The following is a 16,356-nucleotide window of genomic DNA, read 5'->3' as shown; positions in this document are numbered from 1 at the left end:
CTTATCGCGAACGAGGCACTTGTGGACAAGCTCAAATTCGTACTTCGCCGGCTGTTGCTGGGCATTGGCACGTTGCTGCTGATTGCCGTGATGAACTTTCTGCTCATCCGAGCAGCGCCCGGTGACCCTGCCACGGTGATGGCTGGTGAGACCGGGGCCGCAGACGAGATCTTCGTCCAACAGCTGCGAGAACGTTTTGACCTTGACAAACCGTTGCCGAGACAGCTGACGACCTATCTCAAAATTCTGGTCAAGGGCGACATGGGCATGTCCTATCGGCAGGAGCAACCCGTCCTTCAGTTGATTGTGGAGCGTTTGCCTGCGACGTTGCTGCTGACAGGTTCAGCGTTTGTGCTCTCGCTGCTGTTCGGTGTGAGTCTTGGCGTGCTGGCGAGCATCCGGGTAGGCACTTGGAAGGACGGGGCGATCAGCTTGCTTGCCACCTTGTTTTACGCCATGCCGATCTACTGGCTGGCGGTCATTGCGGTACTGGTCTTCGCAGTTTGGCTGCCCTGGTTTCCGGCCTTCGGTTTCGAAACGGTGGGCGGAGGTCACTCGGGTCTTGCTCGCGCCCTCGACATCGCTCATCACATGGTGCTTCCAACACTGGTGCTTGCCATGTTCTACATGGCCGTTTACGCCCGCATGACACGTGCCTCCATGTTGGAAGTGGCCGACCAAGAATTCGTGAAGGCGGCGCGAGCAAAGGGTTTGCCACCGGGCCGGGTGCTTCGAGCCCATGTGTTGCGCAACGCACTGCTTCCGGTGGTTACGCTGGCCGGTCTGCAGGCAGGCGCCATGGTCGGCGGGGCCGTGTTGATTGAGACGGTATTCGCGTGGCCCGGAATTGGGCGATTGCTGTTCGATGCCCTTGCACAGCGTGACTACAGCCTCTTGCTGGGCACTTTCCTCGTGACGGCGGCGCTCGCCATCGCGGTCAACGTGATGACAGACCTCATTTACACCGTGGTCGACCCCCGAATCGCCCTGTCATGAACAACTCCTTTGTTCTTCGCTTCAGCCGCAACAAAGGCGCGATCTTCGGCCTGCTCATGCTGGCTCTGATAGCAGTCATCGCCATGGCGGCCCCTTGGCTGGTCGATCATGATCCCTTCGCGATGGTGCAGCAGCCATTTCTTCCTCCTTTTACTGAGCCAGGTTTTCCCCTGGGTTCAGATTCGATCGGCCGTGACGTTGCTGCGGGATTAGCCTACGGAGCACGCGTCTCAATGTTGATCGGCCTTATAGCAACCGGCATGGCCTTGATGCTTGGCATCACCGTTGGTGCACTGGCTGGATACCACGGTGGCTGGGTTGATGTCGCCTTGATGCGCTTTACCGAACTGTTCCAAGCTGTTCCAGGATTCGCATTCGCGGTGGTGATCGTCGCGATCTTCCAACCGACGGTCTACTCCATCGTGGGAGCAATCGCATTGGTGACATGGCCACCGGTGGCTCGCTTGGTGCGAAGCGAGTTTCTTTCCTTGCGACAACGGGACTTCGTGCAGGCCGCGCTCCTGGCGGGGCAATCAAGCACAAAGATCATTTTTCGGCAGATTCTGCCGAACGCTGTCTCTCCCATTGTGGTGATGGGATCACTCATGGTGGCAAGTTCGATTTTGCTCGAGTCGGCACTGAGCTTCCTTGGGCTTGGCGATCCAAACATGATGAGCTGGGGCTACATGGTCGGCGCCGCGAGAAGTGCACTGCATCAGGCCTGGTGGGTCGCTGTTTTCCCTGGACTTGCCATCATGGGCACTGTTCTGGCTCTGAATCTGGTCGGCGAGGGTTTGAACGATGGGCTCAACACGCGTTTGGACGGGAGGACGAAATGAACGATCAGGATCCGGGTGCCGATTCTTTTTCAGACACTGTTCTGACGATCGAAAGTCTGGCAATCCGCCTGCCTCGGGGTGCAGATCGAGCACTGGCCGTCGAGGACATCAACCTTGCCGTGAGAGCAGGTCAGACACTTTGCATCGTTGGGGAGAGCGGCTCTGGCAAGTCCCTGATCGCCAACGCAGTCATGGGACTCTTGCCAAGACCTCGCGTGGCGCCGGTCGCTGGCCGCATCGTATTTGACAACCAGGACTTGCTGGCGATCGACGAAGCGCAGATGCGCGCACTTCGGGGACAACGTATAGGAATGATCTTCCAGGAGCCAATGACTTCGTTGAACCCTGTGATGAGAATCGGCGAACAGATCGGCGAGGTCCTGGACGCTCATCAGTCATTGACAGTTGGTGAGCGACGGTCACGAATTGTTGGCGCGCTGAGAGACGTCGGATTGCCTGAGCCAGAGGTCATCGCCGACAGCTTCCCCTTCCGGCTCTCAGGCGGCCAACGCCAGCGCGTAATGATCGCCTCCGCGATGATTCTGGAGCCAACCCTCCTTATCGCTGACGAGCCGACCACGGCGCTTGATGTCACCACGCAAGCGCAGATCTTGGCCTTGATGCGTGAGCTCCAGCGGAGCAGGGGAATGGCGATGCTCTTCATCACCCATGACTTCGGCGTAGTCGCTGACATTGCCGACGAGGTTGCCGTAGTCCAACTCGGCCGAGTCGTCGAACGCGGCACCGCGGATGCCGTGCTGAACAATCCCAAGCACGAATACACGCGCAGGCTTATCGCCGCGATCCCTCATGGGACTCCGCGCTCCTTGGCCACAAAAACGCCGATCGAACCAATTCTGGAAGTCGCCAATCTGCACAAGACCTATCGAACCGGGGGCGGGATTTTTCGGGGCAAAGCGCGTGTGGTACCTGCCGCTCAAGCCGTCAGCTTCACGTTGCGCTGCGGCGAAACCCTGGGCATTGTGGGCGAATCCGGATCAGGAAAGTCCACCATCGGGCGCTGCTTGACCGGCCTCATTCCTGCAGACAGTGGCCAGATCCGCTTTGCCGGAAGGGAAATTGCGCTCGATCTTCGACATCGGCCCGCTGCTGATCGAGGACAGGTCCAGATGGTCTTTCAAGATCCGTATGCGTCGCTCAATCCGCGGCAGACGGTCGGGGTAGCGATTGGCGCCGGACCATTGGAACAGGGGAAGAGCCAGGATGTGGTGCGAGCGCTCGTTCTCGACTTGCTTCAGAAGGTCGGCTTGAAAGCCGATGCTGCAGATCGCTATCCCCATGAATTTTCAGGCGGGCAGCGGCAACGCGTTGCAATTGCTCGGGCGTTGGCCATGCGGCCTCGCCTGCTGGTGGCCGACGAACCGGTATCAGCTTTGGACGTATCGGTGCAGGCTCAGGTGTTGGAACTTTTCGAAGAGGTGCGACGTGAATTTGCTCTGAGCATGGTTTTTATTACCCATGACCTTCGAGTGGCGGCGCAGATGTGCGATCACATCGCGGTGATGCGCCGGGGTGAGATCGTCGAATGGGGTACTGCGAATGCCGTTCTGGAGCAACCTTCACATGCATACACGCAGGAATTGATCGCTGCGGCGCCGCGCTTCCGATCATCGCTTGAGCGAATTGCTGATCCGGCGTGATGTACCGGCGTCACAGGAATCATGTGCAAAGCGTGCAATAGGCCCAACTGGTGCCTCACTCTTCGACGACCAGAGACCTGTGCAACAAAGCGCCAACCGCGCCAGGCTCAAGTCAGAAGACCTTCCTGTTCTTTCTGTGCTGACGTTCAAACCCGTCCGTATGACCAAATTTACGATCCTTCCCTGAAGACCTCTATATGAATAATTCTCCCTGGCAACTCAACGCCACTGAACTCGCAGGCCTGATCCGCACCAAGGAAATCTCCTGTGTAGAAGCCGTCGAGAGCGCGCTGGCTCGCATCGACGAGGTCAATCCCAGAATCAATGCATTACCTGTTGTTCTACACGAGCAGGCGCTTGCCGCCGCCGCCGAAGCAGACCGCGTTCTGGCGCGAGGAGTCGCTGTTGGGCCGCTGCACGGCGTGCCCGTTACCATCAAAGTCAATGTTGACGTTGCCGGTGGCGCGACCGACGGCGGCATTACTGCCCTGAAAGAACTGGTAGCAGAAACCGATGCGCCTGTGGTTGCGAACCTCAGGCGTGCTGGCGCCCTGATCGTTGGACGAAACAATGCACCATCGTTTTCTCTTCGTTGGTTCACGGACAACGATTTGCATGGGCGAACGTTGAATCCTTGGAACCCCCAGGTCACTCCTGGGGGATCAAGCGGGGGCGCGGCAGCAGCCGTTGCTTCCGGCATGGGACCGATCGCGCACGGGAATGACTATGGTGGCTCGATCCGGCATCCGGCGTGGGCTTGCGGTGTGGTTGGGCTGCGTCCGACGGCGGGACGTGTCCCGGCTGTCAACGGGACCTCGAAAGACGACCGCATTCTGAGCAATCAATTGATGTCGGTACAGGGTCCGCTCACGCGAAGCGTGGCGGATGCGCGATTGGCTCTCTCGGTCATGGCCGAAGGCGACCCTCGTGACCCGCTGTGGGTGCCAGCTCCACTCGAATACGCGCCAGGCGTTCAGCCGTTGAAGGTGGCGCTCTTTAAAAAGCATCCTGCCTTTGCGTCAGATCCGTCCGTGATCGCCTCTCTGGAACGCTCCGCACAATGGCTTATTGATGCCGGATGCATCGTCGAAGAAGTCGAACCGCCGCACTTTGAGGAGGCTGCTCAGTTGTGGCGTGAGATGCTCAACGACGATTTGCGCCGAGGAGGCAAGCCGGCGATCGAAGCGTTGGGTGATGAAGCCGTGCGCACTGTGTTTGGATGGCAGCTGGCAACGCCACCCGCGGGCAGCGCGGATCGTGTACTGGGCGCATACCAGCGGCGCCTGACGATTGCTCGCGCCTGGTCACTTTTCTTCGTTGATCATCCAGTCCTCTTGATGCCGGTCTCGTGGTCAAAACAATTCCCAATCGACGAAGACCGTCGTTCAGCCGACCGGTTCGAGCAGATGCTGCTTGAGCAAAGTCCTCTCACGGCGACGGCAATGCTGGGCTTGCCGGGGCTGTCAGTTCCGACCGGCATCGACGGTGGGCTGCCCACTGGTGTTCAGTTGTGTGCAAGCCGCTACCGCGAAGACCTTTGCCTTGCAGCCGGCGAAATGATCGAGCGTGCTGCCGGCTACTCGGTACTCAAGCATCTGGCGTGACGTGTGTATGAACACTTTGTTCAATCGTTGTCCTCGCTTCGCTCCAGCATTCGTACGTGTACGGATTGCTTCTGGGGCGAGTCGGAGGGACGCGATGCGTCAGGCACGGACTGATACGGATTTGGTACTTCCTCAATGCGTTGCGTGCAGTGCTACGCAGATGGTTGGCGTACATGCGTTGAAAGGTAGTCGTAGGCGACCGAATGTCGTGACTTCGGCCTGGTGGGCCGTTCGATTGGTCCGCTCTCATGGACCATAATTTCCTGTCCGCCTTCGTCCTGTTGCTGCTGGTACTTGATCCATTCGGAGCGCTGCCGATCTTCATTTCGGTCATGGGTCGAGTGGCGCCCCAGCGGCGCGTCATCGTCGCTCTGCGTGAAACCGCGGTGGCCTTCGGCATCTTGCTGATCTTCATGCTCGGTGGCGCGAACTTTCTTGCGCTGATGCATCTGTCGGAACGCTCGCTTGAAGTGGCGGGGGGCGTCATTTTGTTGATCATCGCGATTCGAATGATCTTCGGCAATGGCGGCGAGCAGGGCGCCACGGCATCCGAATCTAAGGAGCCGATGATTTTCCCGCTGGCAGTGCCGCTCCTGGCTGGACCGTCAGCGATGGCGACAGTGCTTCTTCTCGCTTCGCGACAGCCGGACCGGACCGGCCAATGGATTGGCGCGCTTTCGCTTGCTATGGCCGTATCAGGCTTGGTGCTGCTTGCAGCCGAGCCCATCCGCCATCGGCTGGGCGACTCTGTCGTTTCCGCGGTAGAAAAACTGATGGGCCTTGTGCTTTCAGCCGTTGCCGTGGAAATGGTACTCGCCGGTTTGAAACGCTACTTTTTCGATGCGTAAGTTCGAAGCCCTGTTTTTGGAGCAGCAATCATGCGCATGGACGATACCGATAGAACGTTGATTTCGTTGCTTCGCAAAGATGCAAGAACGAGCGTCGCCACGCTCGCTGAAAAAGTCGGTGTTTCACGTGGGACCGTCAGCAATCGGCTCAGGAAGCTGGAAGACGAGCAAATCATCGTCGGGTATTCAGTCCTGCTGCGGCCAGACGCTGAGCCAGCCAAGATTCGAGCCTGGATGAGTGTGCTTGTTGAGGGCAACCAGACAAGGGCTGTCATCGCGAATTTGCTTGGAGAGCCTGCCATTGAAGCCCTGCACGACACCAACGGGCGATGGGATTTGCTGGCTGAGCTGCGCGCGGCGTCGATGGGCGAGCTTTCAAAAGTGCTTGAACGCGTCCGTCTCATCAAGGGAATCGCAAATACCGAGACTGGCTTCAGCTGCAATTCGCCCGCGCATTCCGACCGGTGTGGTCGCCGCAACCGTGGCAGGCAACGCGTTGGAGTTCTATGACTTCGTAACCTACGCGTTCTTTGCTGTCTTCATCGGCATCACGTTCTTTCCTGCCTCCACACCGCTCAACAGTCTCCTGTTGTCGGTTGGCGTGTTTGGCGTTGGCTTCTTTGCGAGACCCCTGGGCGGTTTGCTTATTGGTGCTTTCGCAGACCGCGCTGGCCGCCGTCCAGCAATGCTGCTCACAATCGCCCTGATCACCATTGGCACACTTGGGTTGGCGCTGACGCCATCGTACGCAAGCATTGGTGTAGCCGCGCCGGTCATCGTTGTGCTTTGCCGTCTCGTACAGGGCCTTGCACTCGGAGGGGAAATTGGACCGGCCAGCGCCTTTCTTGTCGAAGCGGCGCCAGAGGGCAAGCGCGGTCTGTACGCAAGCTGGCAGCTTGCCAGTCAGGGGGCGGCAGCGTGCGTGGCCGGGCTTGTCGGAATGACCATGAACAGTCTGCTCACAGTCGAGCAAATGACGTCATGGGGTTGGCGCGTGCCCTTCCTAGTGGGCCTCTTGCTAGTGCCCTTGGCCGTTTACTTGCGTCGCCGCATGCCCGAGACGCTTCATGAATCACCGCCGCGACCAGAGAACATCGGCAAGGCGGGTCTCAAAAAGTATCGCCGTCTTATCGCGCTCGCTGTCCTTGTGGTGCTGGGCGGCACGGTGTCAACCTACGTTCTCAATTTCATGACGACTTACGCCATCACCACGCTCAGGATGCCCTCCGGCATCGCGCTGGGTGCCACTGTCATCGGCGGCTTCGCCACTGTGGTTGGCGGATTGCTGGGAGGCTGGTGCAGCGATCGCTTCGGCCGAAAGTCGACCATGCTTTGGCCTCGTGTTCTCACCGCAGTTCTCGCAGTACCTGCGTTCATGCTGCTTGTAGCGCATCCCACGACGGTCATGCTTTTAACGGTCTCCGGCGTCTTAGCAGCTTTGACAGTCATCAGTGGCGGCGCATCGATCGTCGCAATTCCAGAGTTGCTACCGCGTGGAATTCGTGCGACTGGCATGTCGATCGCTTACGCGGTAGGGGTGTCACTTTTTGGTGGAAGCACTCAACTGCTCGTCACTTGGCTTATTGCAACAACTGGCAACCCTGCTGCGCCTGCCTGGTACATGGTTGCTACCAGCGTAATCTCTGTACTCGCCATGCTTGCGTTGCCCGAGAGTCGCGGAAGGGCATTGGAAGATTGAACTAGCTCATTTCTTGCGTGTTATCGAAGTGACAATCGACTGTGTCATCTCGACAGGAATCCTTGCTTTTCACATCATCTTTCGGGCTTCCGGCTGGCACGCATCCCAACGACACTTTCTGCATACCTAAAGGAAAGTTTATGCAAACAGATCGCTACCCCACCACCGTCTATCTGAGTGCCCCTGAAATGATTCGATTGGTGCAGCTCATGGGCTTGCCGGCGTGCATTGCCGGAGTTGCTGCTCGGATCGAGCGCGAGTTCCTCCGTTGGAACGAGTTCGACAAGAGTGCGCGCGTTGCCTGCCACTCCGACGTGGGGGTCATCGAGTTGATGCCAATCGCAGACAAATCGCAATTCGCGTTCAAGCACGTTAATGGGCACCCGACAAATCATCGGCATGGTTTGCCGACTGTCATGGCCTTCGGCGTATTGTCGGATGTTGAGACCGGCGCGCCCCGGTTGTTGTCGGAACTGACGCTCACCACTGCCATCCGAACAGCAGCGATGTCGGCGTTGGCTGCTCGAACGCTTGCCCGACCAGAAAGCCGGATCATGGCGCTGATTGGGAATGGTGCGCAAAGCGAGTTTCAGGCGCTTGCTTTCCGTGATCTGGTAGGCGTCCGTGAACTGCGACTTTTCGACACCGACCGCGCAGCCAGCGAAAAGCTGGCTGCCAATCTGGTCGGACAGGGACTGGACGTCAGTGTCCGCCAGAACATCGCAGAGGCGGTTCGTGGGGCTGACATTTTGACAACGGTAACGGCGGACAAGACCAACGCGACGATTCTCATGGCACACATGATCGAGCCAGGCATGCACATTAATGCTGTCGGTGGCGACTGCCCGGGCAAGACCGAATTGCAGGCAGGCGTGCTGGAAAAGTCCGCTGTTTTCGTCGAGTTCGAACCGCAATCTCGCATTGAGGGCGAGATCCAACAAATGCCCGCAGACTTCCCGGTTACCGAGTTTTGGCAAGTCTTAAACGGCCAGTGCGTCGGGCGTACAAGCGCCTCTCAGGTTACTGTTTTCGACTCCGTCGGTTTCGCGCTTGAGGATTTTGCGGCACTGGCGTTCATGAGCGAGACAGCTGCTCAACTTGGCCTTGGGGAGATCATCGAACTTGTGCCTCATGCCGCCGACCCGAAGAATTTGTACGGCGTGCTCCGCGATGGATTTGCACCTGTAACCGCTTCCGAGCAAGTACCAGCTATGTTCGTCGAACAAACCGCCTGAGCGCTTTGAATCTCCGCACTGCGCTGAAGCGTCGCAGCGCTCGGTCTTCCATCAATTGGGCTTGAGATCATGCAGTTTTACTTGAATGGCTACGCCCCCGGCGACCCCGACGTACGGGGGGAGAAGTTGCCAGAGACGGTTGACGTGCTCATCGTGGGAAGCGGACCGGCAGGCGTACTGCTCGCCGCGCAGCTCTCGAATTTTCCAGGCATTAGCACCCGTCTGATCGAGCGTCGAGAGGGGCCGCTGCAAGTGGGTCAGGCCGACGGCATCGCATGTCGCACCGTCGAGATGTTTGAAGCCTTCGGCCTCGGGCAGAAGCTCATGCGCGAGGCGTACTGGGTCAACGAGACTGTCTTCTGGCGACCTTCGAAGGCTGACCGCATTCGCATCGAACGCACTGGCCGCGTGCAGGACACTGAAGACGGTCTCTCGGAGTTTCCGCATCTCATCGTCAACCAGGCGCGCCTGCAGCAGTACCTGCTCGATTACATGCGCCAGTCGCCCACACGCCTGGAGGCCAGCTACGGGCTCGACTTCGTCGACCTGAAGATCGAAGCAGAGGGCGACTACCCCGTCGTCGTGACCTTGCGCGACGTGGCGCGCCACTCCGAGACTGTCGTGCGCGCTAGGTACGTGGTGGGTTGCGACGGCGCGCGCAGCAAGGTGCGCGACGCGATCGGCGCAGTGCCCCAGGGCGACTTTGCCAACCATGCGTGGGGCGTGGTCGACATGCTCGCCACGACCGACTTTCCGGACATCCGCCTCAAGGCCGCGATCCAGTCGGCCGACGAGGGCAACATCCTCCTGATCCCGCGCGAAGGCGGCTACATGGTGCGGCTGTATGTCGATCTCGGCGAGATTGATCCGGCAAACCGCGAGTCGTTCCGTCACACCACGCAAGAGCAGGTCATCGCCACCGCGCAGCGAGTACTGAATCCCTACACGCTGGACGTGAAGAGCGTCGTGTGGTTTGCGGTTTACCAGGTCGGTCAGCGTGTGAGCGACCGCTTTGACGACGTGCCGGCGGAACTTGTCGCATCACGCCTGCCGCGCGTTTTCATTGCCGGCGATGCGTGCCACACGCACAGCGCGAAGGCAGGCCAGGGCATGAATGTCTCCATGCAAGACACCTTCAACCTGGGGTGGAAGCTCGCTTCGGTCCTTGAGGGACGCGCCCGACCGCAAGTGCTGCGCACTTACACCGTGGAGCGACATGCCATCGCGCAGGGCCTGATCGATTTCGACAAGGAGTGGTCAAAGATCATGGCGTCGCCGCCCAAGGATCCAATGCATCCAGAACTCGGTGGCGTTGACCCGCAGGCGTTGCAAGCGTACTTCGTGCGATCGGGGCGCTACACGGCCGGCGTCGCGACCCACTACACACCGACCACGGTCCTCACGGCCGAGGACACGCATCAGCATCTGGCAAAAGGTTTCACGATTGGCATGCGATTTCATTCAGCACCCGTGGTGCGGCTTGCAGATGCCAAACCCATGCAGCTCGGTCATGCTGCGCGCGCTGACGGCGCATGGCGCATCTATGCGTTCGCGGATGCGAAAGGGGAGCGGTTGCGCGCGCTGGCGGCGTTCCTGAATGACGCGGTCGATTCGCCGGTCCGGCGTTTCACCCCCGCGAGCGCCGACATCGACAGCATCATCGACGTTCGCGCGATTTTTCAGGCTTCGCATCGCGAGATCGGGGTAGATCACTTGCCGGCGATCCTGTTGCCACGCAAGGGCAGCTTCGGCCTCATGGATTACGAGAAGGCGTACTGCCCCGATCTGAAACAAAGTTCGGACATTTTCGATCTGCGAGGCATCGACCGCGATCAAGGGGTCATTGTCGTGGTGCGGCCAGATCAATACGTGTCGAATGTGCTTCCGTTGGATGCCCACCAGGATCTTGGCGCGTTCTTCGGACGTTTCATGCTGGACGCGCGGACGGTCGACGAGTCCATGGGTTACTGGGTTCGAAAATGAACTCTGGGCCTTTTCGAAAAAAAAGTAGGCGGCTTGTGCTGATCAGATCGACACGCTGCTGAAGGAGGCAGGAGCGCCATGCGAATTCCTGCGCTACGAGTTCGCATCCATTTAACTTGCAGTCGGCTCCCAGATCGCACCCCAAGGCAGCACACATGTTTCCACTCGCAAGCGAGCGTCGTGCCCCAATGCGTTGAACTGAATTCCGCCTTAGGGCCAACGAGCTTTCCTTAGATCAGGGGCAGAGACGAAGGAAAACACAGCGTTTTCAAGTTCGTTCCGGCGGCGTAGAGCGACCAAGAGCATGCGGATCCTGGTTGCCGGGTCCAACGTTAAGAACCTTGGCTGTGACACCTCCGTGCACCGACCTTAGTCTGCTATTGATTGCAGCTGTCTTTCATCGAAAGATGGCTGACTGGCGGCTCTCGGTCTGAAGAAGAAGTTCGCGACCCACCGGCGTAAGCAGCTCCTAGAGCGCTCGCAATGCCACGTCGGTGGAATCGGACCCGTCGGCCGGCGGTGCGGTCTCGGTCTCAACGCAGCGCCAGAAGCGGCGCTCGTGCTCGATGAGCTGGGCGATCATGGATTCGTCCCGCTCGATTCGATGGATGCGCAGTTCCTAGCCACAGATGAGCACTGCCACATCTGTCGCCTGCTTACCCGTCACGGCGAGCTGGTGCAGGACCTGACGCTGAACGTGCTCGGGCACGCCGTCTCCCCAGAGGCGAGCACCGTGGTATCCAGCGGTCTTACATTCCAGTCGCACGTCGGGCGATCCGACGACCTCGCGGTCCACGTTTGCCAGCATCCACGACTTCTTCGGGTGCTGCACCACCGCGTTGATGCGCCGCACGCGCAGGCCGGTATGCCGCGTGTCGTGGGCTGCGACGATGGGCTCGAGCAAGGTGCCCAAGTACATCGGGCTGGTCTCGTCGTTGGGGTCGACCTTGTGAAGCCCAGCGTCGCGGCCGGTCTTCTCCATCCAGAGCGCGAGAGGAGACTTGTAGGGGTTGAGGCCGACGGCCGTTGCCGCATCCGAATTGCCGATGCCGCCCTTGCGGATGTCGACGTCAACGCTGCAGCGGCGTCTGGCATCCGAAAATACGTCCTTTCGTGCCATCAGAGACGGCTTGCGGCGCGAAATTGCCATCGCCCGGCTCAACAGCACCCGCATACCGCTGGCCGTATTGGCATCCGAACTGGGATTTTCAGACAGCGCAGCGGTTCATCGCGCATTCAAAACCTGGACCGGCGTGTCACGAGGGAGCTTGCGGCGCCCGACGCGTACGCCGGGCTCTACAGCTCCCTGATCAGTCGAAGCAGCACGGCGCACTCAGTTCCCGCGGTAAGTCGAAAAACCGTAAGGGCTCACCAGCAGCGGGATGTGATAGTGCGCAACTGCGCCATCCACCGCGAAGATCACCGGCACCTCGGGGAAGAATGTCTTCATGCCTTGCTTGGCGAACCAGTCGCCGGTCTGGAAGGTGACGCGGTAGTTGCCCTTTTCCAGCGCGGCGCCGGCCGGCAACAACGCAGGGATGCGTCCCTGTTCGTTCGTCACGTCCTTGTTGAGTTCTGTCCATCCTTTGCCGGATTGCTTTTCGAGCACCACCACGACGCCAGGCGACGGCAGGCCATCCTGAAGATTCAGCACGTGGACGCTAAGTGGATTGGTTGCGGCCAGGCTCATCGTGGCGGCGCCAGCGAGCAATGCAGCAGACAGGAATTTAGGAAGCGTTTTCATGGGTTGAGGTCTTTCAGTTGGAATTGGGAAGTACTTTGGCGATGGCCTTGAGCGCGCAACCTTCGTCGTTGGCTGCGCCGCCGGAACCACCTACGCCAATCGCACCGATCACGTCTTTGCCCACTTTCAGCGGCACACCGCCGCCGATGAGCAGGAGTGAGGGCACCGTGTTCAGGTTCTGGGCATCGGGAGTGGCGCGTGCGTTAGTGGCCAGCTCTCGAGTGGCACTCTTCGTCGACAGCGCCGTGAAGGCCTTCTGGCGCGCTGCATCGGTGTTGTGCGGCCCGACGCTGTCGTCTCGCTGGACCGCGACCAGATTGCCGCCGCGGTCAACGATGGCAACCACCGCGGACCGACCGTCCGCGTGACACGCGGCCAATGCCGCTTCAGCCAGTTCGTTGGCGAGTGCCAGCGAGACATTTTGTTGCAACAGCGGCCGTGACGACGGTGTGGCAGTGGCGCCTGCTGCGCACAGCGCAAAGGCCAGCGCGACAGAAAGGTTGGCTCGTAGTGCCATTGTTGAATTCCTTCAAGAGACTGTGAATCGAGCCTTGATAGTGCTCAACCGACGCCGTCAAACCAATGGCCGACGCATTACAAAAATGTCATCCTCTTGCGCTGCCAAACCGTCTACGCTCAGCGCAGGAGACGACGATGCGGATATTGGTTGTAGAAGACGAAATCAAGACGGCGGAGTACCTCCGAAATGGGCTGGGCGAGTCTGGCTACCGGGTCGAAGTCGCGAACACTGGCATCGAAGGTCAGTTCATGGCGAGCGAGTTCGAATTCGACCTCGTCATTCTCGACGTCATGCTTCCGGGGATCGATGGATGGCAGCTCCTGGGCAGCATCCGGCGCAAGAGCGCCGTGCCCGTGCTTTTCCTCACCGCCCGCGATGCGGTGGAAGACCGCGTCAAAGGCCTGGAACTCGGTGCCGACGACTACCTGGTCAAGCCCTTCTCCTATGCGGAGCTTCTAGCGCGCGTGAGGACGCTGCTGCGACGCGGCCCGCCTCGAGAAGGCGAAAGCTTCAAGCTGGCCGACCTGGAGATCGACGTCCTGCGCCGCAAGGTCACGCGTCAGGGCCAGCGGATCGACCTGACCAACAAGGAATTCGCGCTCCTCCAGTTACTCGTGAGCCGCGAAGGCGAAGTGCTGTCGCGTGCCCAGATCGCCTCTCAGGTCTGGCAGATGAACTTCGACAGCGACACCAACGTGGTGGATGTCGCTGTCCGGCGCTTGCGCGCGAAAATTGACGAGCCGTACCCAGTGAAGCTGATCAAGACCGTGCGCGGCATGGGTTACAGCGCGGAGGTTCCCGATTGAACCTGATGCCACGCAGCCTGAGTCTTCGCTTGGCTTCGATGTTCGGGCTGACGAGCGTTGCACTGCTAGGAGCAATCGGCTTTTATCTGCTCACGTCACTGGAGCACGAGATCGCGCGGCGAGACGATTTGGCACTCGAGGGACGGCTGGAGCGGATGCGCGCGCTCATCGGCGACAGCGAAAGCATCGATGAACTGCGCAAGCGCCGGCAGTTGTACGAGAACATGCTGGGCAACCGGGACAGCCTGCTGTGGGTGCTGGACACAGAGGGGCATGCACTGATCGCCATCAACCCGACGCACCAGCCGATTCCGCAACTGCCGGCCGAAGCCGGCGTTCATCTGCGCAATGTCGCACAGCCGAGCCGCGCGCGCATCGCCTTGCAGCGCATTGCGCATGACGGAGGTTCGATCACTTTGGTGGCGGGCCAGCTCCTTGCAGGACGCGAACAGGTGCTCCATGTCTATCGCAACCGCCTCTGGATGGCGATGACGATGGGCGGCGCACTTTCCTTTCTGTCCGGCTGGGGGGTCAGCCTGCGCGGCCTTCGGCCCGTGAGAGCGCTTGCGAAAGAGGCTGCTATCGTCGACGCGCAGCATCTGTCCGCACGCCTTCATGGCTTCGATCAGGTGGCCGAGCTACAGCAGTTGTGTGAATCGCTGAACACCATGCTGGCCCGTCTCGAAGACGGGTTCGGCCGGATCTCGCGGTTTTCGGAAGATCTGGCACACGAGATGCGAACGCCGTTAACCAACCTCATGGGCGAGACGCAACTGGCCTTGGCCACGCCACGCTCCGTCGACAGCTATCAGGAGCTGCTGACGTCCAATCAGGAAGAATACGAGCGCCTGTCGAGGATGGTCGACAACATCCTATTTCTTTCCCGCGCCGGTCAACCCAGCGCCGCAGTGCACCTCGAAGCGGTCCCTTTGGAAGACGCGGTCGGACAACTCTGTGAGTATTTCGAAGGGCTCGCCGCCGAACGCAGGAATTGCTTCATCACGAGGGTGGCAGGCACCGTACTGGCCGATTCGGCCCTGTTGCGCAGGGCGCTCGCCAACTTGCTCGTGAATGCGATGAAGTACGGCGCACCGGATTCCCCGATCCACATCTCGAGCCACGTCACCGCTGCAGGCGTGGAGATCCAGGTGGCGAACACGGGCCCCGAAATCGGGGCAGCGCACATGCCTTATCTGTTCGACCGCTTTTACCGAGTCGATTCGGCGCGCACTGCGTCGGCGGAATCCAGCGGACTGGGCCTTGCCATCGTGAGATCGATCATGGCGCTGCACGGCGGCCAGGTGCGCGCGAAAAGCGACATCCAAGTAACCGTCTTCACGCTGATCTTTCCAGCGCACGCAACCGATTGAACGGCATGCCGACTTCGCGGGATTGTCAAGCGGGGCTTAGTTAGGTAACTCAGGAAACCACCGCGACGGTCAGGCCTCTAGTCAGCGTCCGAACTTGCCTTGCACTTTGCGATGGGGCTAGCGGCTTGGTGCAGGCGCGCGGCGTTGGCAAGGTCTCAGCGGACAGACGGCGCGTCGATTTGTAGATTTGGATGCGCTGCCGCGACTTCTGGGACTGCCATCAGCGACGCCCCCACCTGCGCCACTCTCGGAAAACCGTCCAAGGTCACGCCGAAACGCGCTGCGCCAATCAGGTGACTGGCAAGTGCCAGGTCGGCAATGCTCAGCGTTTCTGCATAGCAGCGGGTCGCGCCTTCCGGCAGCAACACCTCGTACGCGGCGAGGCCTTCCCGGAACCAGTGCGCTGCCCAGTCAGCACCCGCAGCATCGTCGGCGCCAAAACGTTGCGTCAGCTGGGCGCGCACACGCGGTACGACCAGCGGGTGCGTGTCTGCCGCTGTCAGCAGGAACAGGGCACGAACTTTGGCGCGACCAGCCGCATCGGTGGGCAGCAGTGCCGGTGTGGGATGGGTTTCATCGAGCCATTCAATAATGGCAAGGCTTTGGGTCAAAGGTTCCGGTGTGCCTCCTTCGAGCGCGGGCACGGCACCCGCCGGATTGACCGCACGAAACGCCGCCGCGTTTTGGTGGCCTTTTGTCAGATCGTGAGTTCGCTCCTCAAACGCAACGCGTTTCAGATTCAATGCGATTCGCACCCGATAGGTGGCGAGGGAGAGCCAGAAGCTGTGCAGGATGATCATGGTGGGAGTCTATGTCTGTCGCCGCAGTGCCAACCGTTGGCTTACGAGGCGGCGAGTTCCTGGTTGAGGTCGTCGCGCCGCGGTCCCCCTGGATCTCATCGCGCACGCTCAGTACGCTCTTGCGGAACGACGCGAGTTCATCGGCTTCGCGATGTCGCCATAGGGATGCACCAGCACGCCGAGATGGACCATGAGGTAAGCATTGGAACAGCGTGAATCGGCGCAGCCATCGGCAAGCTTGAGCTCCTCCG

Annotated in this window: 15 protein-coding genes and 1 pseudogene; 12 read left to right on the top strand and 4 right to left on the bottom strand. The window is 60.0% G+C overall.

Translation table 11 applies throughout. The features are described 5' to 3' along the window. Nucleotides 1-21: 21 nt before the first annotated feature. From VLK31_RS32580 to VLK31_RS32540, 9 genes are all read left to right on the top strand, one after another. Complete coding sequence (locus VLK31_RS32580) at nt 22-996, top strand: ABC transporter permease (protein ID WP_409172632.1); 975 nt, start codon at nt 22-24, stop codon at nt 994-996. Next, nucleotides 993-1,835, top strand: coding sequence for an ABC transporter permease (locus VLK31_RS32575; RefSeq protein WP_409172631.1), 843 nt, complete (start codon nt 993-995; stop codon nt 1,833-1,835). The genes VLK31_RS32580 and VLK31_RS32575 overlap by 4 nt, the downstream gene beginning before the upstream one ends. Continuing rightward, complete coding sequence (locus VLK31_RS32570; RefSeq protein ID WP_409172630.1) at nt 1,832-3,496, top strand: ABC transporter ATP-binding protein; 1,665 nt, start codon at nt 1,832-1,834, stop codon at nt 3,494-3,496. Before VLK31_RS32575 ends, VLK31_RS32570 begins: the two co-directional genes overlap by 4 nt. Nucleotides 3,497-3,693: 197 nt before the next feature. Then, entirely contained in the window at nt 3,694-5,100 is a 1,407-nt protein-coding gene (locus tag VLK31_RS32565; protein ID WP_409172629.1) for an amidase family protein, read from the top strand. Nucleotides 5,101-5,348: 248 nt separating this feature from the next. Further along, the gene (locus tag VLK31_RS32560) at nt 5,349-5,948 is read left to right on the top strand and encodes a MarC family protein (RefSeq protein ID WP_409172628.1); all 600 of its coding nucleotides are present in this window, start codon (nt 5,349-5,351) and stop codon (nt 5,946-5,948) included. 36 nt (nt 5,949-5,984) lie between these two features. Then, nucleotides 5,985-6,458, top strand: a complete 474-nt coding sequence (locus VLK31_RS32555) for an Lrp/AsnC family transcriptional regulator (protein WP_409172627.1) — start codon at nt 5,985-5,987, stop codon at nt 6,456-6,458. After that, a complete protein-coding gene (locus VLK31_RS32550) occupies nt 6,415-7,647 on the top strand; it encodes an MFS transporter (protein WP_409172626.1) in 1,233 nt (410 codons plus the stop codon). The genes VLK31_RS32555 and VLK31_RS32550 overlap by 44 nt, the downstream gene beginning before the upstream one ends. Nucleotides 7,648-7,787: 140 nt before the next feature. Beyond that, nucleotides 7,788-8,882 carry an ornithine cyclodeaminase gene (locus VLK31_RS32545; RefSeq protein WP_409172625.1) on the top strand — a complete coding sequence of 365 codons (1,095 nt, stop codon included), beginning with the start codon at nt 7,788-7,790 and terminating at the stop codon, nt 8,880-8,882. Nucleotides 8,883-8,951: 69 nt separating this feature from the next. Next, nucleotides 8,952-10,865 carry an FAD-binding monooxygenase gene (locus VLK31_RS32540; protein WP_409172624.1) on the top strand — a complete coding sequence of 638 codons (1,914 nt, stop codon included), beginning with the start codon at nt 8,952-8,954 and terminating at the stop codon, nt 10,863-10,865. Between the two features lie 472 nt (nt 10,866-11,337). On the opposite strand, the pseudogene VLK31_RS32535 reads toward VLK31_RS32540, so the two are convergent. Further along, nucleotides 11,338-11,985 (bottom strand): annotated as a pseudogene (locus tag VLK31_RS32535) (YqaJ viral recombinase family protein); the annotation flags it as partial. Between VLK31_RS32535 and VLK31_RS32530 the strand changes: the two are divergent. After that, nucleotides 11,912-12,175, top strand: coding sequence for a helix-turn-helix domain-containing protein (locus VLK31_RS32530; protein ID WP_409172623.1), 264 nt, complete (start codon nt 11,912-11,914; stop codon nt 12,173-12,175). The pseudogene VLK31_RS32535 and the gene VLK31_RS32530 sit on opposite strands and share 74 nt — an antisense overlap. A 23-nt stretch (nt 12,176-12,198) precedes the next feature. Here VLK31_RS32530 and uraH read toward each other — a convergent pair whose 3' ends face one another. Both uraH and VLK31_RS32520 read right to left on the bottom strand, forming a co-directional pair. Next, complete coding sequence (uraH, locus tag VLK31_RS32525; RefSeq protein WP_409172622.1) at nt 12,199-12,609, bottom strand: hydroxyisourate hydrolase; 411 nt, start codon at nt 12,607-12,609, stop codon at nt 12,199-12,201. A 13-nt stretch (nt 12,610-12,622) separates the two neighbouring features. Next, nucleotides 12,623-13,126, bottom strand: coding sequence for a GlcG/HbpS family heme-binding protein (locus VLK31_RS32520; protein WP_409172621.1), 504 nt, complete (start codon nt 13,124-13,126; stop codon nt 12,623-12,625). Nucleotides 13,127-13,263: 137 nt separating this feature from the next. On the opposite strand from VLK31_RS32520, the gene VLK31_RS32515 reads away from it, so the two are divergent. Beyond that, nucleotides 13,264-13,935 (top strand): heavy metal response regulator transcription factor, encoded by a 672-nt coding sequence (locus VLK31_RS32515; protein ID WP_409172666.1) that lies wholly within the window; start codon nt 13,264-13,266, stop codon nt 13,933-13,935. Between the two features lie 5 nt (nt 13,936-13,940). Continuing rightward, complete coding sequence (locus VLK31_RS32510; protein ID WP_409172665.1) at nt 13,941-15,305, top strand: heavy metal sensor histidine kinase; 1,365 nt, start codon at nt 13,941-13,943, stop codon at nt 15,303-15,305. 155 nt (nt 15,306-15,460) lie between these two features. On the opposite strand, the gene maiA is transcribed toward VLK31_RS32510, so the two are convergent. Then, entirely contained in the window at nt 15,461-16,105 is a 645-nt protein-coding gene (gene maiA, locus VLK31_RS32505; protein WP_409172620.1) for a maleylacetoacetate isomerase, read from the bottom strand. Nucleotides 16,106-16,356 lie beyond the last annotated feature (251 nt).

It is taken from the genome of Variovorax sp. H27-G14, from assembly GCF_046156345.1.
Classification (GTDB): domain Bacteria; phylum Pseudomonadota; class Gammaproteobacteria; order Burkholderiales; family Burkholderiaceae_C; genus Variovorax.
Note: the sequence above shows the minus strand (reverse complement) of the source record. Positions and strands in the feature narration are given on the sequence as shown.